The organism is Litoreibacter ponti (assembly GCF_003054285.1).
GTDB lineage: Bacteria > Pseudomonadota > Alphaproteobacteria > Rhodobacterales > Rhodobacteraceae > Litoreibacter > Litoreibacter ponti.
Genome location: NZ_QBKS01000001.1, coordinates 2,287,746 through 2,309,688 on the forward strand (window position 1 = coordinate 2,287,746; position 21,943 = coordinate 2,309,688).

A 21,943-nucleotide genomic window follows, 5' to 3' on the forward strand; every position below is an offset into this window, starting at 1 on the left:
CCGACATTCAGCACCCGCACGGCGCGGTTGCAAGCCCCAGTTGTCAGACCTTCACCCGCTCCGAGGTTGGATCATAGAAGGGCTTCGATGACACCTCTGCCTTCACCCGGGTCCCGGCCACGTCGATCTCGTAGCTCGAGGCCAGCACATCGGCCAGCGTCTCGCCCTGACACGGCACGTAGCCCATGCCCATCGCGGCGCCCTCGAAATGGCCGTAGGCGCCGGAGGTCAGGTAGCTGACGATCTCGCCATCGCGCAGGATCGGCTCGGCGTGGTACAAGAGCGGCTCGGGATCGGTCAGTTTGAACTGCAACAGGCGCATCTGCAGCCCCTCGTCCTGCTTGGCGCGGATTGCGTCGCGGCCCATGTAGTCAGGTTTGTCCTTCTTGACCGCAAAGCCCAGCCCCGCCTCCATCACATGGTCCTCGGCGGTGATGTCATGGCCGAAGTGGCGGAAGCCTTTTTCGACCCGGCAGGTGTCCATCATGTGCATCCCGCACAGGCGCATGCCGAACTGCTCGCCCGCCTCTGCCAGCGTCTCGAAGACATGGCCGGCCATATCGGCGGAGACATAGATCTCCCAGCCCAGCTCGCCCACATAGGTCACGCGATGCGCGCGGGCGAGCCCCATGCCGATCTCGATCTCCTGCGCGGTGCCGAATGGGTTGGTCTCGTTGCTGAAGTCGTTCGGGCTGACCGCCTGCAACAGCTCCCGCGACCGAGGTCCCATCACGGCCAGCACGCCCTCTGCTGCGGTCATATCGGTGATTACCACATCGAAATCCCGCGCCCGTGCGATGCGCTCCATCCAGGTTTGGTCGGCCAACCGCGTGGCGGCGGGGGTCACGACGAGGTAGTCGAATTCGCCCAGACGCGTGACGGTCACATCCGCCTCGATCCCCGCCCTGGCGTTCAGGAACTGGGTGTAGACGATCTTGCCCACGGGTACCGAGTAGTCGCCGCCGCCCACAAAGTTCAGAAACGCCTCGGCCGCGCGACCCTGCACCCGGATTTTGCCGAAGGAGGACATGTCGTACATGCCCACGTTTTGGCGCACCGCCATGTGCTCCTCACGCACGTTGTCGAAGAAGTTCTGACGCTGCCACGAGTACTCATAGGCCGGTTCCTGATCGGCGCGGGCAAACCAGTTGGCGCGCTCCCAGCCTGCGAGTTCGCCCATCACTGCGCCCCGGTCCAGCAGGTGCTTGTGAAACGGCGTGCGCCGGACGCCACGGGCTGTTTTCTTCTGCAAATAAGGGAAATGGTCCGCGTACAGCAGGCCCAGCGTCTCCTTGGAGCGCTCGAACAGGTAGGTCCGGTTACCCTGAAAGGGCTGCATCCGGCTGATGTCCACGTCGCCCAGATCAAAAGGTTTCTCGCCCGCATCCATCCACTGCGCCAGCGCTTGGCCCGCACCGCCCGCAGACTGGATGCCTATAGAGTTAAAGCCCGCGGCAACCCAGAAATTGTCCAGCTCAGGCGCAAGACCCAGATGGTACGCATCGTCCGGCGTGAAGCTTTCCGGACCGTTGAAGAAGGTGTGAATGCCCGCCTCAGCCAGCATCGGCATCCGGGTGACCGCATTCTCAAGGATCGGCTCGAAATGGTCGAAATCCTCAGGCAGCTGATCAAACTCGAACTCCTTTGGGATGTCGAGGGTCCAGGGCTTCGAGACCGGCTCGAACGCGCCCAGCAGCATCTTGCCCGCGTCTTCCTTGTAGTAGGCGCATTCATCCGGCACCCGCAGCACCGGCATCTGGGTCAGGCCGGGGATCGCCTCGGTCACGATGTAGAAATGCTCGCAGCTGTGCAAAGGCACGTTCACGCCTGCCATGCGGCCGATGCCGTGCCCCCACATGCCGCCGCAGTTGACGACATGCTCGCAGGCGATCTGGCCCGTCTCGCCGGTCTTGTCTTTCCAGCTGACCCCGATAACGCGGCGGTCTTCCTTCTGGATGGCCGTGACCAGTACACCTTCTTTGACCAGCGCCCCGTTCTGACGCGCGCCCTTGGCCAGCGCATGCGCGATATTGGCCGGATCACCCTGCCCGTCGAGCGGCAGGTAGACGCCGCCGGTAACGCCTTCGATATTCAGATGCTCGTATCTCGCCTTCACCTCAGAGGGCGAGATCGGCTCCGCTTCCACCCCGAAACTGCGCGCCATGGCGGCCTGGCGGCTGATCTCTTCGAGGCGCTCATCAGTCAGGGCCACAGTGATCGAGCCGCAGCGTTTGAAGCCGGTGGCAACGCCCGTCTCGGCCTCGAGATCGCCGTAAAGCTCTTGGCTGTACTTGGCGAGCTTCGTCATGTTTTTTGTCGCGCGTAGTTGCGCGATCAAGCCCGCGGCGTGCCATGTGGTGCCGCTCGTCAGCTGCTTACGCTCCAGCAGGACGATGTCCGTCCAGCCCTGCTTGGCCAGATGGTAGGCGACCGAACAGCCGATGACGCCGCCGCCGATAATGACCACACGGGCAGAAGAGGGGAGGGTCATTGGCCTATCCTTTGAAGTGCTGCGCCAGTGCGCGAATGTGATCGGGGCCCACCTCGCAGCAGCCGCCGATAATCGACGCGCCCGAGGCGGCCCATCGCTTGGCAAAGTCGAGATAGGCAGGCGGGTCGAGGTCCTCGCGCACCTCCAATAGGTCAACCGTCGCGCCGATCTCGGAGAAGTTGTTTGCGATAGCGACAAACCCGTTGGCGTAGGCCCCGACGGGCGTTGTGCCTTGCAAAAGCTCAACAGCTTGGCTGACCGCCTCGGGCGCAGAGCAGTTGACCAAGATGGCGGCCACGCCGAACTCGGCCACAAGCGGCAGGATGTCGGCCACAGGCTCGCCGGAGCGCAGTTTGCTTCCGTCTGTGTCGTCAACCGAGACCGCAAGCCAGATCGGCTTGCCGGTGACGCTTGCGCCCATAACCCCGCCGCGTGCCTGTTCTACCGATGACATCGTCTCCAAAAGGTGGAAGTCGACATAGTCCGCGTGGCGCAGCGCAAGCGGAGCATAGGCCTCGGCGGCCTGCTCCGCCGGTGGCGCCTTGTCGGGTTGGTACGAGAACCCGATGGGCCCAAGCGAGCCTGCCACCTGCCCCGACCCATGGGCGTCGCGCGCCTCGCAGGCCAATGTGCACGCAAGAATGCCCAGCGCATCAAGCCGGTCGCCAATCCCGTGGTGATCCAGCCGGTCCGGTAGGACAGAATAGGTGTTTGTCGTGGCGATCTGTGCGCCTGCCTCGAAATACATTCGGTGCACCTCGCGCACGAGATCAGGGTCATCAAGCAGGAATTGCACCGACCACAGCCCGGTGGGCGCACGTTTCGAGCGGGCAAGAAGTTCCTGCCCCATGCCGCCATCCAATATCGTCAGGCTCATGGCGCGACCCCAGCGCCGCGCAGCGGCGCTGCCACCGAAGGTGACATGCGCAGCATGGAAGGGAGGCGGGCGGGCCCGCGCTCAGACAAGGGCGCAACATCCATCAGGCGCGGATCCTTTCATTTTCGGGATCCCATAGCGGCGCATCCTCCTGCACCACCGCGGGGCATTTCGTGCCGTAGATCTCGACATGCAGTTCGGTGCCCGGCTTGGCGGCCTCCGATTTGACGACACCAAGCGCAATGGACTTACCCACCCGGTAGCCCCAATCACCCGACGTCGTCTCACCCACGATCTCGTCGCCATGCCACACCGGCGACATGTAGGGCGCGTCGGCCCCGTTCGCCTCGACCACCAGCGTCACGAAGCCTTTCTTCGGCCCCTGCTGCATCTCATTGGCCAGCGCGGCCTTGCCCGGGAAATCCTGCTCCTTGCCCAGACGCAGGAAACGGTCGAGACCGGCCTCCAACAGAGTGTAATCTGTAGACAGATCGCCCTTCCACGTCCGGTAGCCTTTCTCGATGCGCATCGAATTCAGCGCATACATCCCGAACGGTACAGCCCCCGCAGCGCGGATCGCGTCATAGACCGCGGGGCTGTCGTCGAACGCGGTGTGCACCTCCCAGCCCAGCTCGCCCGCAAAGGAGATGCGGAACAGCTTGGCGGGCTTGCCCGCAACTGTGGCGTCCTGCATGGACAGCCAGCCGCGTTCCAGATCGGCACCTTCGGAGATGCCTGCCAACATCTCGCGCGATTTCGGGCCCGTCAGGATGTGAGCGGACCACTCTTTGGTGATATCGATGAGCGCCAGCGATCCATCTTCCGGCAGGCGGGATTTCAGGAACTCGAAGTCATGCCACTGTGCCACGGCAGCGGTCATAATCCAGAAATCATCCTCGCCCCAGCGAATGATCGTGACCTCGGTCACGACACGGCCCCGCGAGTCGGTGAAGTAGCCTAGGTTCATGCGGCCCACCTTGGGAAGCGCGCCCGCAATCTGGCCGCGCAGCCACTCGGCGGCGCCCGCCCCTGTCAGCGTGTAGCGCGAGAAGCCGGGCATATCGAGAACGCCCGCGTGATCGCGCACCGCCTCGACCTCCTCCTTGATCCGCTGCTCCCACGGTCCCTTGCGCCCCCAGGTCTGGGTCGCCTCCTCGGACGTGTCGTCGCCGTCCTTGGCGAACCAATTGGCGCGCTCCCAACCATTGTAGGCGCCCATCTGCGCGCCGGAGGCGAGCAGCGTTTCATGATTCGGCGACAGCTTCTTGTCGCGCCCGGCGGGCCATTCGTGATGCGGGAAGTGCATGGCATATTCGTGGCCATAGGTCTCCAGCGCCTTCGACAGGCAATAGTCGTGATCGGCGTAATCCGTGTAGCGGCGCGGGTCGACCGACCACATGTCCATTTCCGTCTCGCCATGCATGATCCATTCCGACAGCACTTTGCCCGCGCCGCCGCCCTGGGCGATGCCGAAGGTGAAGCTATGGCCCTCGAAAGCGTTCTTCACGCCGGGCATCGGGCCGACCATCGGCAGCCCATCCGGCGCATAGGGGATTGGCCCGTTGATGTTGCGCTCCACCCCGCCTTCGCCCAGCAGCGGCACCCGCGCCATCGCGTCCTCGATATAGAACTCGAGCCGCTCCAGATCGTCAGGATACAGCTGGAACGAGAAATCCTCCGGCATCGGATCGTCCGGAGTGACCCAGTGCGCCTTGCAGTTGCGCTCATAGGGGCCAAGGTTCAGTCCGTTCTTGTCCTGCCGCAGGTAGTAGCTGATGTCCGGGTCGCGCAACAGGGGCACCTTGTGGCCCTTCTCCGTCGTCCAGGCCTCCAGCTCGGGCAGCTGGCCGGTCAGGAAATACTGGTGGGACATGACCACCATGGGCACCGTGCGTCCGCCAAAGGGCTTGAACATCTCGCCCACACGCTGCGCGTAGTAGCCCGCGCAGTTGACGACCTTCTCGCAGCGGACATCACCCTTTTCGGTCTTCACGATCCACTCGTCGCCGTCGCGGTCAATCCCGGTCACCGAGCAGAAGCGCTCGATCCGCCCGCCCGCATCCCGTGCGCCCTTGGCCAACGCCTGGGTCAGCTGGGCCGGGTCGATATCGCCGTCCAGCGGGTCCCAAAGGCCGCCCTCCAGATCGTGGGTCTCCATGAACGGATGGCGCTCGCGCAGCTCCCCGGGGGTGCAGACATCCATGGTCAGGCCTTGGTAGCGCGCCTGAGAAGATATCTTCGCGAACTCCTGCATCCGCTCCTTGCCGTGCGCCAGACGGATAGAGCCGGTGACATGGTAGTTCATCGGGTAGCCCACGTCGTCAGCCAGGGTGCGGTACATCTCCAGCCCGAAGCGTTGCATGTTCATCACAGCCCAGTTGGGCGCGAAGTTCGGGCAGTTGCCCGCCGCATGCCAGGTCGAGCCCGCCGTCAGCTCGTTCTTTTCAAGCAGCACGCAGTCTGTCCACCCCGCGCGCGCCAGATGAAACAGCGTCGATGTGCCCACGACGCCGCCGCCGATGATGACGACACGGGCCGTCGTTGGAAAATCAGACATGGGTCTCTCCCTTTTGATCGTGGTGCGGTGCGATGCCCGCGATGTTGCAAATGGCCCGCATCACGCGGGCCGTCCGGGGGCGGACGCGCTGCCGAGCAGCACGCCGTAGATGACAAAGCAGGCGGCCATAATGCGTCGCACCCACACATTCAACACAGCGCCTATCGCCGCGCGCCCGAGGCCCGCACCGATGGCCGTGTAGATCAGGTAGCTGGCCGCCGTGATGGTCAGGGCCGTGGGCATGATCACCCACATCTGGCCCCAGACCGGGATGTCGGGCTGGATGAACTGGGTGAAGGCCGCGAAATAGCCCGCGACAGATTTGACATTGATCGTCGCGATCAGAAACGCCTTCAGGTAGACGCCGCCCGGGCGGTCGTCTGCCTTGATCGGCCTTGCCGCGTTCAGCCAGCCGCGCATACCCAGCCAGATCAGCACCGCGGCACCAATCAGTTTGCCATAGAAAAACGCCTCCGGCACGGAGGCCAGCATCGCGGTGACCCCTGCTGCGGACAGCAACATGAACAGCGTGGCCTGTGTCAGGATCGCCAGCACGCCCCAAAGCGCCTTTCGGAAACCAAGTGTCATGCCGTTCTGGATGCAATTGACCGCATTCGGGCCCGGTGTGGTCACGAAGACCACCCAAAATAGCGCGAATATGACCCATCCTTCCCAACTCATGGCTCAATACACCGGGGGCGCGATGACCCAGATCACGACCGCCGGGTCCGGGTAGGGATTGCGCCAACGATACGCCTCGCCACGTATGCGAAAGCTGTCACCGCGGGTCAGGCGATGCCAAACGCCGCCGATCTCGATATCGAGCTTGCCCGAAGTGACGTACCCGACCTCTTGCGTGGGCCGTGCGTTGGGCTCATCCAGCGACGCGCCGGGCTCGAAAGTGGAATGCACCACCTCGAAATCATCGGTCAGATCAGGGGACAGAAGCTCCTCCACCAGCCCCGCGGCGCGTGAGCCTATGGGACGGCGGGCGCCAGCGCGCACGATGAAGCCCTGCTCAGACGCCTCGGCGGCCTCCTGGCGGAACAGGCTCGAGACCGACACATCAAGCGCGCGCGCAAAATGGCGCAGGTCGGTGATGGAAGGCTCCGAGATGTTGCGCTCCACCTGGCTGATCCACCCCACGGAACGATTGAGCGCGTCGGCCAAGGCCGCCAACGTCAGGCCGCGCGCCTTGCGCAGCGCGCGCAGGTCCGCACCAAGTGTATTCGTGGTCTCGGGTCGGGTGTGGCGCACTGGACGGCTTGGCCTCGTGAAAAATTCATCCTATTTTTCATGCGTGCCAGAAAATACACGAGTCGTGCAAGGGTTTTTACGTGTGCCAGCCTTATGGGAGAGGCGGCCTATGACACCTAGGCCGCGTTCGCAAAGACGCCTTTCAAGATCGCTTGCAACGCATCCGCATCCTCTTGCGTAAACGCATCAGGCTGGTCACTGTCGATGTCAAACACCCCAAGCAGCGCGCCTTCGCCATTCCACACCGGCAGCACCAGTTCCGATTTGGTTGAGCTGGCGCAAGCGATATGGCCCGGAAACGCATCGACATCGGGAACTAACTGCGCCTCGCCGGTTCGCGCAGCCGCGCCGCACACCCCGCGCGAGAACGGGATCACGAGGCATCCATGGCCGCCCTGATAAGGGCCGATCTTCAACATCTCCGGCCCAACAACGCGGTAAAATCCGGTCCAATCAAACCGGGCGTCCGCGTGGTGCACTTCGCACGCGACCGTTGCCATCAAGGCGACTGCGTCCGTCTCACCCTCTGTCAGGGCTGCGATGGTTTTGGCAAGCGTTGCGTAATCGACGCTCATACCCGCTCCAACGCGATCGCAGTGCCCTCGCCACCGCCGATGCAGATTGCCGCCACGCCACGCTTCAGGCCGCGGGTCTCCAGCGCATTGAGCAGCGTGACCATAATCCGCGCGCCCGACGCGCCGATGGGGTGGCCAAGCGCGCAGGCACCGCCGTTGACGTTCACGACGTCCCGGTCGAGCCCAATTTCATGCATGAACGCCATGGGAACCACGGCGAACGCCTCGTTCACCTCCCACAGGTCGACGTCTTCCTTGGACCATCCGAGCCGGTCGAGCAGCTTTTGCGCCGCGGGAACCGGTGCCGTGGTGAACAACCCCGGTGCCTGCGCATGGCTTGCGTGACCGAGAATGCGCGCGCGCGGGGTCAGGCCATGTTCCCCGACCGCGGCCTCAGACGCCAGCACCAACGCCGCTGCCCCATCGGAGATCGAGGAGGAGTTGGCGGCCGTCACTGTACCCCCATCCCGGAAAGCGGGCTTGAGGTGCGGAATCTTCTCCGGACGCGCCTTTCCCGGCTGCTCGTCCTCGGTGACGGTGACACTTGTGCGCCCCCGTACTTCGACGGACGCGATCTCGGCCGCAAAAGCTCCGGTCCGCTGCGCCTCGAGCGCATTCGACAGTGAACGCAGCGCATAATCATCCTGCGCCTCGCGGGTGAACTGGAAGGATTCGGCACAATCCTCGGCGAAGGTGCCCATCAGGCGGCCTTTGTCATAGGCGTCTTCCAGCCCGTCGAGAAACATCGAATCCTGCACATTCTGGTGCCCGATCCGCGCCCCGCCGCGCATCTTCGGCAGCAGGTAGGGCGCGTTTGTCATGCTCTCCATCCCGCCTGCGACCATCGTTTGGGCGTGACCCAGCGAGAGCTGGTCGAAGGCCATCATCGCCGCCTTCATGCCGGACCCGCACATCTTGTTGAGCGTCGTGGCAGGCACCTCTTCGCCCAAGCCCGCCGCGAAGCCAGCCTGACGGGCCGGCGCCTGACCTTGGCCTGCAGGCAACACGCAGCCCATCAAAAGCTCATCCACCGTCTTAAGATTTGCTTGCTCCAACGCCGCCTTGATCGCAACGCCCCCAAGGCTGGGGGCATCGACGGCCGCGAAATCGCCCTGAAATCCCGCCATCGGGGTGCGGCTGGCGCCGACGATTAATACCGACATTTTGAATTACCTTTTGCGTGGATCAGTTGGGACCTGAATACCGGATGGTAACCTTTGAGGTCTACTCCCTTCGGCAATCATTGCCAGGAGTAGCCAATATGTTGAGTGCGCGGAAAGACGGAAGTGTTCTTATCCTTGAGGTCGACGAAAACCGGATCGATGCAGCCAGTGCGATCCACCTGAAAGATGAATTCCGTGCAGCCGTTGCGGACCATGACGGTCGCGTCGTGATGGACCTGCGCTCGGTCAATTTCATGGACAGTAGCGGGCTCGGCGCGATGGTCGCGGCTCTGAAGCTTCTGGGCGGTCGCAAGCTGGAGCTGTGCACGCTGACGCCCACGGTGGACAAGGTTTTCAAGCTCACCCGGATGGATAAGGTGTTCATGCTGCATACCGATATGGCGACCGCTTTGTCCCATGACGGCTCGAAAGGGCAGGATGCAGCGTGAGCAACGTCGCCCGGTATTCCTTCATGTCGTCTCCGCCGCGGCTCCATTTCGAGGAGTCGATCAACGCGGACCCGTTCGCAATCCGGGACACGATCATCGAGATCATGCGGTGCCTGCAGACTGAGTTTCCCGCCCAGTCTGAAGGTATTATCAGCACTGAGATCGTGCTGGCGGAGGTGATGAACAACATCGCGGAACACAGCTATCAAGGGACAAATCTGGGGTCGCTGTCGATTTCCGTCCTGTGCACGGATGATATGATCTCGATCGAGACGCGCGATTATGGAATTCCAATGCCCGGCCTGACGCCACCAGAGCTGGATCAACCAGATCTGCCGGAGGAAATGAACGATCTGCCGGAGGGGGGATTCGGCTGGTTTTTCATCCGCTCCCTGTCATCGCACATGGAATATCGCCGCATCGGGTCTCAAAACATCTTTTGCGCCCAGATCCGCACGCGTGGAAAGAACGAGGGTGACGAGGACCCTGCGAATATCGCGTTCTGATCGCCATCCCAGTCATTGATTGTCGCCAGATTGGCAACACTCCATAATCTGGCCTCAAAAAGGTCGAAGCGATTTCACAAAGGCACCCACACACGGCCCCAGTCTGACACGATACAAGTCTCGTAGCTGCATGGCTTCACTCGGCGTCGCGTTAATCAGCCCCCACCCAGATGCGCGGCGTCGAGTCCAACTCCCCCAACATGTCAGACACTTATGCGCCCCATGGACAATCCTGGGTCTGCGCCTATCCTTTGCCGTGAAGGACAGGGAAGGGTTTCATCCATGCGCGATTTTCATCAGCCGGGCCGCTCGGCGGTCTTTGCCACGAATGGCATGTGCGCCACGTCAGATCCGCTGGCCGCGAAAGTTGCCGTGCAAATTCTGGAGGCTGGCGGGAACGCCGTCGACGCCGCAATCGCCGGGGCCGTTTTGTTGGGGCTCTGCGAGCCTCAGATGACCGGGATCGGCGGAGATTGCTTTGTGCTGCTCGCCAAACCGGGTGAGGATGACATCATCGCGCTCAACGGCTCCGGCCGCGCGCCCGCTGGGTTATCTGCCGCCGAGATGCGCGACCGCGGGCTTGCGACCGTCCCGATCAGCACGTCTGACGCAGTCACGATACCCGGCGCGATCGACGCGTTTTGTAGGCTCAGCAAGGACCACGGCAAGATCGGCCTGAAGGCCACTCTCGCCCCGGCAATCCACTACATGGAGGCGGGCATCGCGGTCGGACCGCGCACCGCTTTCGATTGGGCCGAGGCCGAAGCGACTCCGCAAGGCGCCGCCAAGGATTTCTACTTGATCAATGGCAAAGCCCCCGGCGCAGGACAGGTCTTCCGCGCGCCCAAGCAAGCCGAGGTCCTGCGGCGCGTGGCGCAGCACGGACGCGCGGGCTTCTACGAGGGCGAGGTGGCCGAGGACATGGTGGCATCGCTGCAAGCCGCTGGTGGATCGCACACGTTGGATGATTTCGCCGCAACGGCATGCGATTACACCACGCCGATCGCCGGCACATACAAGGATCTGGAGTTGGTCGAGCATCCGCCCAATGGGCAAGGCGCGACGGCGATCTTGATGAACAACATTCTGGCGCAGTTCGACCTGCCGTCGCTCAATCCTGTGGGCTCCGCGCGTGCGCATATCGAAGCGGAGGCCGCAAAACTTGCCTATGACACCCGCAACCGCTTCCTGTCGGATGCGGACCACATGACGCGGGTCGACCATATGCTGTCTATGGAGACCGCCAAAGAGCTTGCCGCCCTGATCGACCCGACCAAGGCGATGGCAAATCCGGTCAAACTGTCGGAGCAGGTGCACAAAGACACGATATACATCACCGTCGTCGACAAAGACCTGATGGCTGTGTCGCTGATCTATTCAATCTTTCACAGCTTTGGCTCCGGCATCGCGTCGGACAAGTTCGGAATTCTGTTCCAGAACCGCGGTGCGGGCTTCACTTTGGAAGAGGGGCACCCGAACGAGGCGGCGGGCGGCAAACGCCCGATGCACACGATCATCCCCGGCATGCTGCGCAAAGACGGCGAAGTCATCATGCCGTTTGGGGTGATGGGCGGGGCATACCAGCCCAACGGCCATGCGCGGTTTGTCACCAATCTGGTGGATTTCGGCAAGCATCCGCAGCAAGCGATCGACGCGCCACGCAGCTTCTCGGACGCGGGCGACATGAAGGTCGAGCGGGGTTATTCAGATCAGGTCCGCCAGGAACTTGCGGATATGGGGCATACCGTCTCAATCCCCGAGACGCCGATTGGCGGGGCACAGGCGATCATGATCGACCGCGAAAACGGCACGCTTCAAGGCGCGTCAGACCCGCGCAAGGATGGCTGCGCGATTGGCTACTAGTTGAAGTCGAACTGAAGCGGATATTTGCCCCGACCGTCATAGTCGCCGAACATGGCGCCCAGGTCGGGGTGATCAACCGGCTCGCCGGTCATATCCGGCGTCAGGTTCTGCTCTGACACATAAGCCACATAGTAGCTCTCATCGTTTTCGGCGAGCAGGTGGTAGAACGGCTGATCCTTGCGAGGACGACTTTCGACAGGGATGTTGTCGTACCATTCCTCGGTATTTGAAAACTCTGGATCGACGTCAAAAATCACCCCTCGGAAGGGATGTTTCTTGTGCCGCACGATTTGGCCCAACGTGTATTTGGCCTGAGTTCTCAGCATTAGATTGCAACCTCTTATACCCGTAGATAGCGTCCCGGGCGGGGGTTTGTCCATCAATCCGCCGCCATTTTCAAGGAAACAGTCTGTGAACTTAATTTTAACCGTCTTGGAAATCGTGGCTCCGGTATTCCTGCTCGCAGCCATCGGGTTCACGTGGGTCAAACTGGGATTTGACTACCGAATCGAGTTCGTCACACGGCTGGCGATGACCCTTTCAGTGCCCGCGCTGATCTTTGTGGCGTTGATGCAAACAGAGATCGCCCCGGACGCCCTGACGACTGTTTCATTGGCTGCCGTCGCGGCCTACGGGCTTGTAACCCTAGGGTGTTTCATCATCGTGAAACTGGGTCGAATGGAGCTGCGGACGTACCTTGCCCCATTGATTTTCGGCAACACGGGCAATCTCGGCCTGCCGCTTGCGCTGTTCGCCTTCGGGGACGAGGGGCTGGGCTATGCCGTCGTTATATTCGCGATCATGGCGATTTATTCTTTCACCTTTGGGGTCTGGCTGGTGTCGGGCGGCGGCTCGCTTTCCAAGGTGATCAAAGAGCCGTTGGTGGGCGCGACACTTCTCGGAGCGCTGTTCATGCTGGTGGACTGGCAAACACCGCGCTTCTTGACCAACACGATCGAGCTTGTCGGCCAGATGGCTATCCCCATGATGCTGATCACGCTGGGCGTCGCCGTGGCCCGCCTTAAACCGCGCTCTGTGTCCAAGGCGATCGTGACTTCTGTTTTGAAGGCCGCGCTTTGCATCGGGGCGGCATGGGCCGCAGGCGTGTGGTTCGCGTTGGACCCGGTGCCTTTCGCAGTGCTCGTCTTGCAGGTCGCGACCCCGGTCGCCGTGACCTCTTACCTTCTGGCCGTGAAATACGAGGCCGACGGCGACGCAGTCGCGGGGCTTGTCGTCGTCTCAACGCTGCTTTCGGTGCTCTATATCCCGCTCACATTGGCGTTTTTGGTCTGATCTCCGACCGCAGGGCGCTTTGCGCAGCGAGCTTTTTGCGCTAAGGTTGCCCAAAGAAAAAAGCCAATCAATCAGGCGAGCAGGTACCATGAAAAAAGTCTTCACCGCTTTGGCGTTCGTTCTTCTTGTTGCCGCATGTGGCGGCGGAGGCAGTGCGCCACCGCGCAACCTCGACAATGCCTGCTCGATCGTCTCGCAGCGCGCCAATTGGCTGACCGAGATGAAGAAGGTCGAGCGCAAATGGGGTATCCCTGTGCATGTGCAGATGGCCACGATCCACCAAGAGAGCAAATTTGTGGGCGATGCCCGCACCCCGTTCCGCTACGCCCTTGGCGTAATCCCGATGGGGCGTCAAAGCTCGGCCTTTGGGTATAGCCAAGCGCTGGACGGCACTTGGAAAGAATACCAGCAGGATCAGCGAAAATTCAGCGCCAAGCGGGACCGCTTCCGCGATGCGGTCGATTTCATGGGCTGGTACATGCACCAAAGCAACGAGCGGCTGGGCATCTCGAAATACGACGCGCGCAATCAGTATCTGGCCTATCACGAGGGCCGCACCGGCTTTGCGCGCGGTTCATATAACCGCAAAAGCTGGCTGCTGCGGGTAAGCCAAGCGGTCGCGGACCGCTCGGACATGTATCGCTACCAGCTGATCAGTTGTGGCAAGGCCTAGTCCAGGCCGCGCTTTCTGATCTCGTTCTGAATGCTGAAGGGCGCCGCACCGATCTGGATGCCCTTTTTCAGATCACCCAAGATGACCGTGGTCTGCTGACCCGCATCATTGGTAATGACCCATTGGCGCAGCTGCACCGGATTGTCGGTGAATTTCAGCTGAATATTGCCGTATTCCGGGTTTTTCGGGTCCTGCACCGTGACCGTCGTGGCCGTGCCATCGTCACTATGACCCACGACCATGTTCGACTTGGTGAAATCAACCTGACGCGCGAGGATCAGCTTCAACGGAGTCCGGGCCAGCGGGAACTGCTCTGGCGGCAGGTTCGACTTGGGGTCGAACACGGCAACCCGGTTGCTACCGGCGATGACCAGACTGTCGTCGGGCGCGGCGTAATCAAACCGCATCCGGTTCGGGCGCTTGATCAGAATGTCACCCGTGGTGACCGAGCCATCGGCGTTGATCTGCGTGAACTCCGCCTCTGCGGTCGAGAAGCTGTTGAGATACTTATTGATCGCGCCAAGCGAGATCTTGTCGGCCGCGGCCGGCACCGCAAGAGCGAGCGACAGCACAGGGGCAAGGATCAGGTGTTTCATCATCATACCCTCAAGATATGCAAAAGGCCGGGGGATTAAACCCACGGCCCTTCACGTTACTGAAACATGGCGCAATGAAGCCTAGTGCTGCTCCGGCACCAGAATTTCGCGTTTGCCCACATGGTTGGCCGCCGACACAACGCCTTCGTCTTCCATCTGTTCCACCAAGCGCGCGGCCTTGTTGTAACCGATGGCGAGTTTCCGCTGGATATAGCTGGTCGAGCATTTGCGGTCCTTGATGACGATCTGCACGGCCGTGTCATAAAGCGCGTCCTCGCCATCCGTGTTGCCACCCAGCCCAAGCACCATGTCGATGTCGGAGGATTTCTCGTCATCCGGCCCCTCGACCACGCCAGACATGTATTCGGGCGGACCGAAGCTTTTGAGGTGGTTGACGATCTCTTCGACCTCTTCGTCCGAGACGAAGGGTCCATGCACCCGGGTAATCTTGGAGCCGCCAGCCATGTAAAGCATGTCGCCCATGCCCAGCAGCTGCTCAGCGCCCATCTCGCCCAAGATCGTGCGGCTGTCGATTTTCGACGTCACCTGGAAGGAAATCCGGGTCGGGAAATTCGCCTTGATCGTGCCGGTGATCACGTCGACCGACGGGCGCTGCGTGGCCATGATCAGGTGGATGCCCGACGCCCGCGCCATTTGCGCCAGACGCTGGATGCAGGCTTCGATCTCCTTGCCCGCGACCATCATCAGATCGGCCATCTCGTCAACGATTACCACGATATAGGGCATCGCCTCGGGCTGGAATTCCTCTGTCTCGAAGATCGGCTCGCCGGTCTCGTCATCGAAGCCGGTCTGCACGGTGCGCGAGAACAGCTCTCCCTTGCTCAGCGCGTCTTTGACGCGGGAATTGTAGCCGTCGATGTTGCGCACGCCCATCTTGGACATCTTGCGGTAGCGCTCTTCCATCTCGCCCACGGTCCATTTCAGCGCGACTACCGCCTTCTTCGGGTCGGTTACAACGGGCGACAACAGGTGCGGGATGCCGTCATAGACGCTGAGTTCCAGCATCTTCGGATCGATCATGATCAGGCGGCATTCCTCGGGCGTCAGCTTATAAAGCAGTGATAGGATCATCGTGTTGATCGCCACGGATTTGCCGGAGCCGGTCGTACCCGCGATCAGCAGGTGAGGCATCTTGGCCAGGTTGGCCACGATAGGATCGCCGCCAATGTCCTTGCCCAGCGCCAGCGGAAGCTTCTGATTGCCGTCGCCAAAGTCACGCGCGGCCAGGATTTCGCGCAGCACGACCATCTCGCGCTTCTCGTTGGGAAGCTCGATCCCGATGACCGTCCGACCCGGCACGGTCGACACACGCGCCGACAGCGCGGACATGGAGCGCGCGATATCGTCAGACAGACCGATCACGCGGGAGGCTTTCAGACCCGGCGCAGGCTCCAGCTCGTACATCGTGACAACGGGGCCGGGGCGCACGGACGTGATCTCGCCCTTCACGCCGTAATCGTCGAGCACGGCTTCCAACATGCGCGCGTTTTCTTCCAACGCCTCGTCGGACAGGACATGACGGGTCACGGTCGTCGGGCTGGTCAGAAGGCTGAGCGGCGGAAGCTCGAACTCGGACGCCTTGTCTTCGAATTGCAACGCTGGCTGCGCTTCGGCCTGCGCGCGCTTGGACGGCGCCACCGGCTTGCGGACAGGCTGCTGCACGACAGGCTTCGGCTCCGGCGTGAAGACGCGGGTGGCCGGGGCCGGTTCGGCAACCGGCTCGAACAATTCATCCTCGACCGCGTCAGGCGCACGCAACGTAGGCTCTATGCGCAAGACATCTGGTCCACGGCCGCGGGTCAACTGCGGTTCGGCACGCACGCCGGTTTCGGGAGTGTATTCCAGCGGCTTGGTGCGGCGGCCACGGTTTTTGATGACGTCAGAGATCTTCGACTTGATGCGGTCCTCGGGCAAGACATCATCGTGGATCATCACCTCGTCCTCGAACGTCTCGGGCGCCGGATCGCGCGGCATCAAGCGGGCGAGAAGACCTTGCTTAGGCGCTGGCTGCTCAATTTCGATCTGCGGCTCCATCTCGGGCTGCGGGGCGTGCAGCACGGTCGGCGCGCGGCGCAGGGACGGACCGGCAATCGGTGCGTCCTCTTCGTAAGCGGCAGCGGCGGCGAGCTTGGCCTCTTTGCGCTGCACGCGCATCTCGTTGGCCTTCACCGCAGCAAAAACTGCGCCTTTGCCCGTCGCGCCCAGCAGGCGCATGATGCTGGCATAGGTCAGAACGATGCCGACATACATGAAGCGCGCGACCGCCTTGATCTCCTCTCTGTCAAAGCCCAGCACGAACAGCGACAGGAACAACAGGCCGAAGAAAACGATAAACGCCAGGACCTTAAGGCCAAAGGTGGCACTGATCGGGGCGACGCCCAAAATCGCGCCCAGAACCGTGTCGCCGAACAGACCGCCAAGACCAAAGGAATGCGTCCACTCGGACACCGGCACGTGGGTCGACGCGTAGACAGAGGCCAGCGCAACCGCCAGCGGCGCAAACATCAAGCGGCCAAGCGCGCGCTCTTCGCCCCGGTGCAGCATGAAACGCAGGCCCCAGATCACGGCCACGAATGGAATAGCCCAAGCACCAAAGCCCACGATGATGAACAGCGGCGAGGCCAGATAGGCCCCAAAATAGCCCAGCCAGTTCTGCGCGGGTTCGTCGGTGGCGGACATCCAGGACGGATCCTCTGGCACGTAGGACAGAAGCATCATCGTGACCATCACACCCACAACCAGCATGGCGAGGCCAAACATCTCTTTGCCCCGCTTCTCTATCGCGGCCTGCATGTCGCTGTCCAGAAACGGATCGCGTGGTCTTGCCTGATACGCCATTTTCTTCGTCCTCACCTTCAACCGTATGCACAGCTTTTCAGGGCACGAAGCCCCGGCTGCAGCTCGTTCATTGGGGCGACCAAGGCCACCCGGATATATGTCTTGCCGGGGTTCGTGCCCCGGTAGTCGCGGCCCAGATATGCGCCGGGCAGCACTTTTACGCCCGTCTGGGTCCACAGAGTCTTTGTCATCTCTTCGCCGTCCTCGACCGGCAACCACAGGAAGAAGCCCGCCTCTGGCGCGACGAAGCCCGGCACATCGCCAAACAGGTCGTCGCAGAATTCCAGCTTTTCGCGGTAGAGCGCGCGGTTGGCTTCGACATGCGCCTCGTCCGCCCAAACCTTTTCAGCCACGCGTTGCAACGGCAGCGCCAGTGGTGCGCCTGCGTAGTTGCGCAGCGATTTCATCGCCTGAATGTTCTTCGGTCCGCTTGCCGCAAATCCGGACCTCAGACCCGCAAGGTTTGAGCGCTTGGACAGCGAATTGAAGAGCATCACCCGCTCGGGGTCGTGATCTTTGCCGGCAGTGAGCGCGCCCATGGGGGCTGTGTCGCGATAGATCTCGGAATAGCACTCGTCGGCGAAAACCTTGAAGTCATAAGTCTCGGCAAGAGCAAGAAGCTCGGCCCAGTAATCCGGCGTCGCCACCGCCCCTTGCGGGTTCGAGGGCGAGCAGAGATAGGCCAGCGCCGTGCGGTTCAACACGTCTTTCGACAAAGCGCCGAAATCCGGCAGGAAGCCTGTCTCTGCCGCGGCGGGTACGTAAATCGGCTCCGCACCCACGGCGAGCGCCGCGACGGCGTAGACCTGATAGAACGGGTTCGGCATCAGGATCGCTGGGCGGCCGTTCTTTTCTTCGGGACACAACGCGAGGCAAGAGTTGAACAGCCCTTCGCGCGTTCCGTTCAGCGGCAGGATCTGCGTCGCCGGGTCCAGCGAGACGCCGTAGCGGCGCGCGGCCCAATCGGCGATGGCCTGGCGCAGCTCTGGCGTGCCGTCATTGGGCGGATACGGCCCAAAACCCGCCGCGTGTTCGGCGATGATGTCGGTGATCCAGTGCGGGAACGGGTGCAGCGGCGAGCCAATTGTCATGTCCACAGGCGCGCCGCCCGGCTCCAACCCGGCGAGCAGCGTCCGAAGACGCGGAAATGCGTATGGTGGCAGGTTCGAAAACCGCTCGGGAAAGTCCATTGGGACCTACTATGACTGCCTCAGGATCGGGATCGTTTCGCCCCGCTTTTCAAAAAGATAGCCCATGGCCCGCCGCGCGGTCCAGAGATTGTGTTGCAAATTGGGCGTGTGCGCGTGGCGCGTGTGACTTTTTGGCCCCTCAGGCCAGCGCAGCTTCCGCGGCGGCACATAGGCGTAGCAGGCGCTCTTCGGAATTTGGCAAGCCGAGGAACATGATGCCCGCAGATGGAACACCCGTCGGCAACGTGATCCCGGCGGACCCCATCAGGTTGCCGACCCGCGTATTGCGAAGCGCCAAAAGGTTCTCGGTGACGTAGTAATCGCTGTCGGTCATCAACCGCTCTGCATTGGGCGGCAGAATCGGCGAGGTCGGCAGGATCACGGCGTCATAGGCTGCGATAAATGCGTTCCAGCTGCGCTTGATTTCCTCCAGTCGGCGCCACGCCGCCACGTAATCAGGCGCTGACACATCGGCGCCAGAGCGGAATCGGTTCAGGATTTCGCCAAACATCAGGTCCGGATTTGCTTCGATCACATCCTTCCAGATGCCGTAAGCCTCTGAAGAGAATAGCGTTCCCGAGAAAGACAGCGCCTCTTCCATCTCTGGGAAAGCATGGCGCTCGATCATGGCACCCGCCGCCTCCAGCTTCGCGACCGCCGCGTCGAACCCTGCCAGCGGCTCTGGCCGGATATCGTCGAAGGCAACCGTCTCGAGCACCATCAAACGCGCGTCTTGCAAGGATGCGGCCGTCAGATCGGTCGGGGTTCCGCCCTCGAGTGCCGCCAGCAAATGCGCGGCGTCCTCGACCGAACGACATAAGGGACCGATTGTGTCAAAGCGCGCGCAAAGCGGCACCGTGCCTTCGACCGACACGCGGTCGATTGTGGTCTTGAGGCCAACAAGATCGTTCCAAGCCGCCGGTATGCGCACCGATCCGCCGGTGTCTGAGCCAATTCCCGCTGCAGCCAAGCCAAACGCAACGGACGTGGCCGCGCCCGACGACGATCCTCCCGAGACCGCATCGAGGTCATTCACACAAGGCGAGGTCGCTGTGACCGGGTTCAGCCCAAGCCCGGAAAAGGCCAGTTCCGACATGTGGGTCTTGCCGATGCAGACAAGCCCCATCGCGGTCGCGTTGCGCAAAACCTCTGCGTCCCGCTCCGGCACTCGATCTTTGAGCAAGGCTGATCCAGCCTCGGTCGCAATGCCCGCGGTGTCGAAGAGGTCCTTCCAGGAGATCGGCACACCGTCGAGTAAGCTCCGCCGTTGATCGAGCTTTGCACGCACCGCCGCGGCTTTGGCTTCGGCCCTGGCGCGGTCTTCGGTGAAGCGGGCGTATATGCGCTCTGTTTGGGCGTGGGTGCGGGCTGCGGTCAGATAGGTCTCGGTCAACGCGACCGGGTCGATCTCGCCCGCGCCAATGGCACGGCCCAGATCGCAGGCAGTCATTTTCAGCCAAGTCTCGGACATCTGCAGCACTCCTTTTCAGGCGACGGTAGCGGCAGCACAGCGCATGGACAATCCCGACCGCACGCTCATATTGCCAAGTATGAAATTTGACAGCGACATCTTGATTGTAGGCGGCGGGCTGAACGGCTGCGCCTTGGCCATCGCCTTTGCCAGCGGCGGGCTGAGCGTGACACTGATCGACAATCAACCGCTGGAGCGACTGCAATCGGACGTCTTTGACGGGCGGTCTTACGCCTTGGCTTTGGCCTCAAAACGCTTGCTGGGCGCCGTGGGATTGTGGGACGGGCTGGCCGAAAACGCCCAACCGATGTTGGAGATCAAGGTCACCGACGGTCGCGCGGGCGAAGGTCCGGCACCGTTCTGGATGCATTTCGATCATGCCGAGATCGAAGAGGGCCCGATGGGCTTCTTGGTCGAAGATCGTCACCTGCGCCGTGCTTTTCTTGATGCCATCGCATCCAGCGAGCGGATCACGCATCTGACGCCGGAGACGGTTGTGGCTCAGACAACCGACGCATCCCGTGCTGCGGTGCAGCTCGCCTCAGGCCAAACGCTGCGTGCGCGACTTCTTGTGGGATGCGACGGGCGACGAAGCGGTGTGGCCGAGCGGGCAGGCATCGGGCGCAGCTCCAAGGATTATCAGCAAACGGCGGTGGTCGCCGCAATTGGCCACGAAAAGCCCCATGGCGGTGTGGCGCACCAGTTCTTTATGCCCGCGGGTCCCTTGGCGATCTTGCCACTGACGGGCAACCGTAGTTCGATCGTGTGGGCCGAGACGCCCGCGCGCGCGGCGGAGCTGTCTTCCCTTGATGATGACGCGTTTATCGAGGCGCTTCGGCCCGCCTTCGGCGACTTTCTTGGGAAGCTGCATGTGGCGGGTGCACGGTTCACCTATCCCTTGAACCTGACCATTGCGGACCGGCTTACAGACACGCGGTTGGCGCTGGTCGGCGACGCGGCTCATGGTGTGCATCCGATTGCAGGGCAGGGTTTGAACCAAGGTCTGCGGGACGTGGGCGCGTTGGCGCAGGTGGTGGTCGATGCGAAGCGGCGCGGCGAAGACATCGGCTCTGAGACGGTTATGGCGCGCTATGCGCAATGGCGGCGGTTCGACACAACGACATTGGCGCTTGCGACAAATACATTCAACGCAATGTTTTCAAACGATAACCCGATACTGCGCGCTGGACGTGATCTGGGAATGAGTCTGGTCAATGCCCTGCCCGGCCTGCGCCGCGGCTTCATCCGCGAGGCCGCCGGCCTCACCGGTGACCTGCCCCGTCTGTTACAGGGCCAGCGTCTTTAGTCGAGCTTGCGGGCCTCGTCGACCAGCATGATCGGGATACCGCCGCGGATCGGGAACGCCAGCTTCGCGCTCTTCGACACAAGCTCTTGCGCCTCGGCATCATAAGCCAAGGTCGCCTGCGTCACGGGGCAGACGAGCCCCTCGAGCATGTGACGGTCAGTTTTCGGATCGCTCATTGTACCACTTCCTCGCCTGATCCGCCGCGTAGGGCGAACTCGATCAGTGTGACAAGGGTTTCGCGCCGTGTCGACAACGACGGGGCCTCCAGCAGCGCCTGCCGCTCCTCCGGCTCGAACGGGCAAAGCATCGACAGCGAGTTGATTAGCAGCTCGGTGTCGGCGTCTTTCAGGCTGTCCCAGTCCGTCTTGAGATCTTGAGCGTCGAAGAAACGGCCCAAGAGATTGAGAAACTTCTCGCGATCCAGCGCATCGTCGGTTTCCGCGTAGCCCAGATCACGTTCGAACCCGTCCCAGCTGACCTCGGCCCGGCGATAGGGGCTGAAGCCGGTGACCTCTTGGCGAATACGAAAACGCGATATCCCGGCCAGCGTGATCATGTAGCGTCCGTCTTCGGTTTCCGAGAATTGCGTGACGCGACCCGCGCAGCCGATGGCATGAAGCTGCGCTTTGCCGCCCGGTCCGTCGTGGGGCTGGATCATGCCAACCAGTCGATGCTGCGTTTTCAAGCAGTCCTCGAACATCTGAAGATATCGCGGCTCAAACAGATGCAGCGGCAGCCGGGCGCGCGGCAAAAGCAGCGCACCGGGCAAAGGAAAGAGCGGAATCGTGTCCGGCAGGTCAGATGCACTTAACATGAC

General features: G+C 62.1%; 20 protein-coding genes. 6 read left to right on the forward strand and 14 right to left on the reverse strand.

What is annotated here, in order from left to right:
- Positions 1-43: 43 nt before the first annotated feature.
- The 7 genes from C8N43_RS11645 to C8N43_RS11675 all read right to left on the reverse strand — a co-directional run bounded on the left by C8N43_RS11645 (position 44) and on the right by C8N43_RS11675 (position 8,920).
- A complete protein-coding gene (locus tag C8N43_RS11645) occupies positions 44-2,491 on the reverse strand; it encodes a GcvT family protein (protein ID WP_107845757.1) in 2,448 nt (815 codons plus the stop codon).
- A gap of 4 nt (positions 2,492-2,495) precedes the next feature.
- On the reverse strand, positions 2,496-3,368 hold the full coding sequence (locus C8N43_RS11650; protein WP_107845758.1) for a homocysteine S-methyltransferase family protein: 873 nt from the start codon (positions 3,366-3,368) through the stop codon (positions 2,496-2,498).
- Between the two features lie 103 nt (positions 3,369-3,471).
- Positions 3,472-5,925: a GcvT family protein gene (locus tag C8N43_RS11655; protein ID WP_107845759.1), complete on the reverse strand. Its 2,454-nt coding sequence runs from the start codon at positions 5,923-5,925 to the stop codon at positions 3,472-3,474.
- A 60-nt stretch (positions 5,926-5,985) separates the two neighbouring features.
- Positions 5,986-6,606 carry a LysE family translocator gene (locus C8N43_RS11660; protein ID WP_107845760.1) on the reverse strand — a complete coding sequence of 207 codons (621 nt, stop codon included), beginning with the start codon at positions 6,604-6,606 and terminating at the stop codon, positions 5,986-5,988.
- 3 nt (positions 6,607-6,609) lie between these two features.
- The gene (locus tag C8N43_RS11665) at positions 6,610-7,182 is read right to left on the reverse strand and encodes a helix-turn-helix domain-containing protein (protein ID WP_107845761.1); all 573 of its coding nucleotides are present in this window, start codon (positions 7,180-7,182) and stop codon (positions 6,610-6,612) included.
- A gap of 116 nt (positions 7,183-7,298) precedes the next feature.
- Positions 7,299-7,757, reverse strand: coding sequence for a GAF domain-containing protein (locus C8N43_RS11670; protein WP_107845762.1), 459 nt, complete (start codon positions 7,755-7,757; stop codon positions 7,299-7,301).
- Positions 7,754-8,920 carry an acetyl-CoA C-acyltransferase gene (locus C8N43_RS11675; RefSeq protein ID WP_107845763.1) on the reverse strand — a complete coding sequence of 389 codons (1,167 nt, stop codon included), beginning with the start codon at positions 8,918-8,920 and terminating at the stop codon, positions 7,754-7,756. The genes C8N43_RS11670 and C8N43_RS11675 overlap by 4 nt, the downstream gene beginning before the upstream one ends.
- A 98-nt stretch (positions 8,921-9,018) precedes the next feature.
- Here C8N43_RS11675 and C8N43_RS11680 point away from each other — a divergent pair, with 98 nt between their 5' ends.
- The 3 genes from C8N43_RS11680 (at position 9,019) to C8N43_RS11690 (ending at position 11,738) form a co-directional block, all read left to right on the forward strand.
- Positions 9,019-9,369, forward strand: a complete 351-nt coding sequence (locus C8N43_RS11680) for an STAS domain-containing protein (protein WP_107845764.1) — start codon at positions 9,019-9,021, stop codon at positions 9,367-9,369.
- Positions 9,366-9,875, forward strand: coding sequence for an ATP-binding protein (locus tag C8N43_RS11685; RefSeq protein ID WP_107845765.1), 510 nt, complete (start codon positions 9,366-9,368; stop codon positions 9,873-9,875). Before C8N43_RS11680 ends, C8N43_RS11685 begins: the two co-directional genes overlap by 4 nt.
- A gap of 282 nt (positions 9,876-10,157) precedes the next feature.
- The gene (locus C8N43_RS11690) at positions 10,158-11,738 is read left to right on the forward strand and encodes a gamma-glutamyltransferase family protein (protein ID WP_107845766.1); all 1,581 of its coding nucleotides are present in this window, start codon (positions 10,158-10,160) and stop codon (positions 11,736-11,738) included.
- Here the strand turns inward: C8N43_RS11690 and hspQ are convergent.
- Positions 11,735-12,064 carry a heat shock protein HspQ gene (gene hspQ, locus C8N43_RS11695; protein ID WP_107845767.1) on the reverse strand — a complete coding sequence of 110 codons (330 nt, stop codon included), beginning with the start codon at positions 12,062-12,064 and terminating at the stop codon, positions 11,735-11,737. The genes C8N43_RS11690 and hspQ overlap by 4 nt on opposite strands.
- 85 nt (positions 12,065-12,149) lie before the next feature.
- Here hspQ and C8N43_RS11700 point away from each other — a divergent pair, with 85 nt between their 5' ends.
- Both C8N43_RS11700 and C8N43_RS11705 read left to right on the forward strand, forming a co-directional pair.
- Positions 12,150-13,031, forward strand: coding sequence for an AEC family transporter (locus C8N43_RS11700; RefSeq protein ID WP_107845768.1), 882 nt, complete (start codon positions 12,150-12,152; stop codon positions 13,029-13,031).
- A gap of 88 nt (positions 13,032-13,119) precedes the next feature.
- A complete protein-coding gene (locus C8N43_RS11705) occupies positions 13,120-13,704 on the forward strand; it encodes a transglycosylase SLT domain-containing protein (protein WP_107845769.1) in 585 nt (194 codons plus the stop codon).
- On the opposite strand, the gene C8N43_RS11710 is transcribed toward C8N43_RS11705, so the two are convergent.
- The 4 genes from C8N43_RS11710 to C8N43_RS11725 form a co-directional block, all read right to left on the reverse strand.
- Positions 13,701-14,306 carry a LolA family protein gene (locus C8N43_RS11710; RefSeq protein WP_107845770.1) on the reverse strand — a complete coding sequence of 202 codons (606 nt, stop codon included), beginning with the start codon at positions 14,304-14,306 and terminating at the stop codon, positions 13,701-13,703. The two genes, C8N43_RS11705 and C8N43_RS11710, sit on opposite strands and share 4 nt — an antisense overlap.
- 75 nt (positions 14,307-14,381) lie before the next feature.
- The gene (locus C8N43_RS11715; protein ID WP_107845771.1) at positions 14,382-17,159 is read right to left on the reverse strand and encodes a DNA translocase FtsK; all 2,778 of its coding nucleotides are present in this window, start codon (positions 17,157-17,159) and stop codon (positions 14,382-14,384) included.
- A 17-nt stretch (positions 17,160-17,176) separates the two neighbouring features.
- Positions 17,177-18,349 (reverse strand): aminotransferase class I/II-fold pyridoxal phosphate-dependent enzyme, encoded by a 1,173-nt coding sequence (locus C8N43_RS11720; protein ID WP_107845772.1) that lies wholly within the window; start codon positions 18,347-18,349, stop codon positions 17,177-17,179.
- A gap of 139 nt (positions 18,350-18,488) precedes the next feature.
- Positions 18,489-19,820: an amidase gene (locus C8N43_RS11725; RefSeq protein WP_107845773.1), complete on the reverse strand. Its 1,332-nt coding sequence runs from the start codon at positions 19,818-19,820 to the stop codon at positions 18,489-18,491.
- 43 nt (positions 19,821-19,863) lie between these two features.
- Here C8N43_RS11725 and C8N43_RS11730 point away from each other — a divergent pair, with 43 nt between their 5' ends.
- Positions 19,864-21,126, forward strand: a complete 1,263-nt coding sequence (locus C8N43_RS11730) for a UbiH/UbiF/VisC/COQ6 family ubiquinone biosynthesis hydroxylase (protein WP_107845774.1) — start codon at positions 19,864-19,866, stop codon at positions 21,124-21,126.
- On the opposite strand, the gene C8N43_RS11735 is transcribed toward C8N43_RS11730, so the two are convergent.
- Entirely contained in the window at positions 21,123-21,302 is a 180-nt protein-coding gene (locus C8N43_RS11735; protein ID WP_107845775.1) for a Trm112 family protein, read from the reverse strand. The genes C8N43_RS11730 and C8N43_RS11735 overlap by 4 nt on opposite strands.
- On the reverse strand, positions 21,299-21,940 hold the full coding sequence (locus C8N43_RS11740; RefSeq protein ID WP_107845776.1) for an LON peptidase substrate-binding domain-containing protein: 642 nt from the start codon (positions 21,938-21,940) through the stop codon (positions 21,299-21,301). Before C8N43_RS11740 ends, C8N43_RS11735 begins: the two co-directional genes overlap by 4 nt.
- Between the last annotated feature and the right edge of the window lie 3 nt (positions 21,941-21,943).

Coding starts and splice junctions, on each gene's coding strand:
- C8N43_RS11675 (WP_107845763.1), bottom strand. CDS start 8,920: ATGTCGGTATTAATCGTCGGCGCCAGCCGCACCCCGATGGCGGGATTT.
- C8N43_RS11720 (WP_107845772.1), bottom strand. CDS start 18,349: ATGGACTTTCCCGAGCGGTTTTCGAACCTGCCACCATACGCATTTCCG.
- hspQ (WP_107845767.1), bottom strand. CDS start 12,064: ATGCTGAGAACTCAGGCCAAATACACGTTGGGCCAAATCGTGCGGCAC.
- C8N43_RS11660 (WP_107845760.1), bottom strand. CDS start 6,606: ATGAGTTGGGAAGGATGGGTCATATTCGCGCTATTTTGGGTGGTCTTC.
- C8N43_RS11740 (WP_107845776.1), bottom strand. CDS start 21,940: ATGTTAAGTGCATCTGACCTGCCGGACACGATTCCGCTCTTTCCTTTG.
- C8N43_RS11705 (WP_107845769.1), top strand. CDS start 13,120: ATGAAAAAAGTCTTCACCGCTTTGGCGTTCGTTCTTCTTGTTGCCGCA.
- C8N43_RS11680 (WP_107845764.1), top strand. CDS start 9,019: ATGTTGAGTGCGCGGAAAGACGGAAGTGTTCTTATCCTTGAGGTCGAC.
- C8N43_RS11650 (WP_107845758.1), bottom strand. CDS start 3,368: ATGAGCCTGACGATATTGGATGGCGGCATGGGGCAGGAACTTCTTGCC.
- C8N43_RS11725 (WP_107845773.1), bottom strand. CDS start 19,820: ATGTCCGAGACTTGGCTGAAAATGACTGCCTGCGATCTGGGCCGTGCC.
- C8N43_RS11710 (WP_107845770.1), bottom strand. CDS start 14,306: ATGATGATGAAACACCTGATCCTTGCCCCTGTGCTGTCGCTCGCTCTT.
- C8N43_RS11655 (WP_107845759.1), bottom strand. CDS start 5,925: ATGTCTGATTTTCCAACGACGGCCCGTGTCGTCATCATCGGCGGCGGC.
- C8N43_RS11690 (WP_107845766.1), top strand. CDS start 10,158: ATGCGCGATTTTCATCAGCCGGGCCGCTCGGCGGTCTTTGCCACGAAT.
- C8N43_RS11715 (WP_107845771.1), bottom strand. CDS start 17,159: ATGGCGTATCAGGCAAGACCACGCGATCCGTTTCTGGACAGCGACATG.
- C8N43_RS11670 (WP_107845762.1), bottom strand. CDS start 7,757: ATGAGCGTCGATTACGCAACGCTTGCCAAAACCATCGCAGCCCTGACA.
- C8N43_RS11730 (WP_107845774.1), top strand. CDS start 19,864: ATGGACAATCCCGACCGCACGCTCATATTGCCAAGTATGAAATTTGAC.
- C8N43_RS11645 (WP_107845757.1), bottom strand. CDS start 2,491: ATGACCCTCCCCTCTTCTGCCCGTGTGGTCATTATCGGCGGCGGCGTC.
- C8N43_RS11735 (WP_107845775.1), bottom strand. CDS start 21,302: ATGAGCGATCCGAAAACTGACCGTCACATGCTCGAGGGGCTCGTCTGC.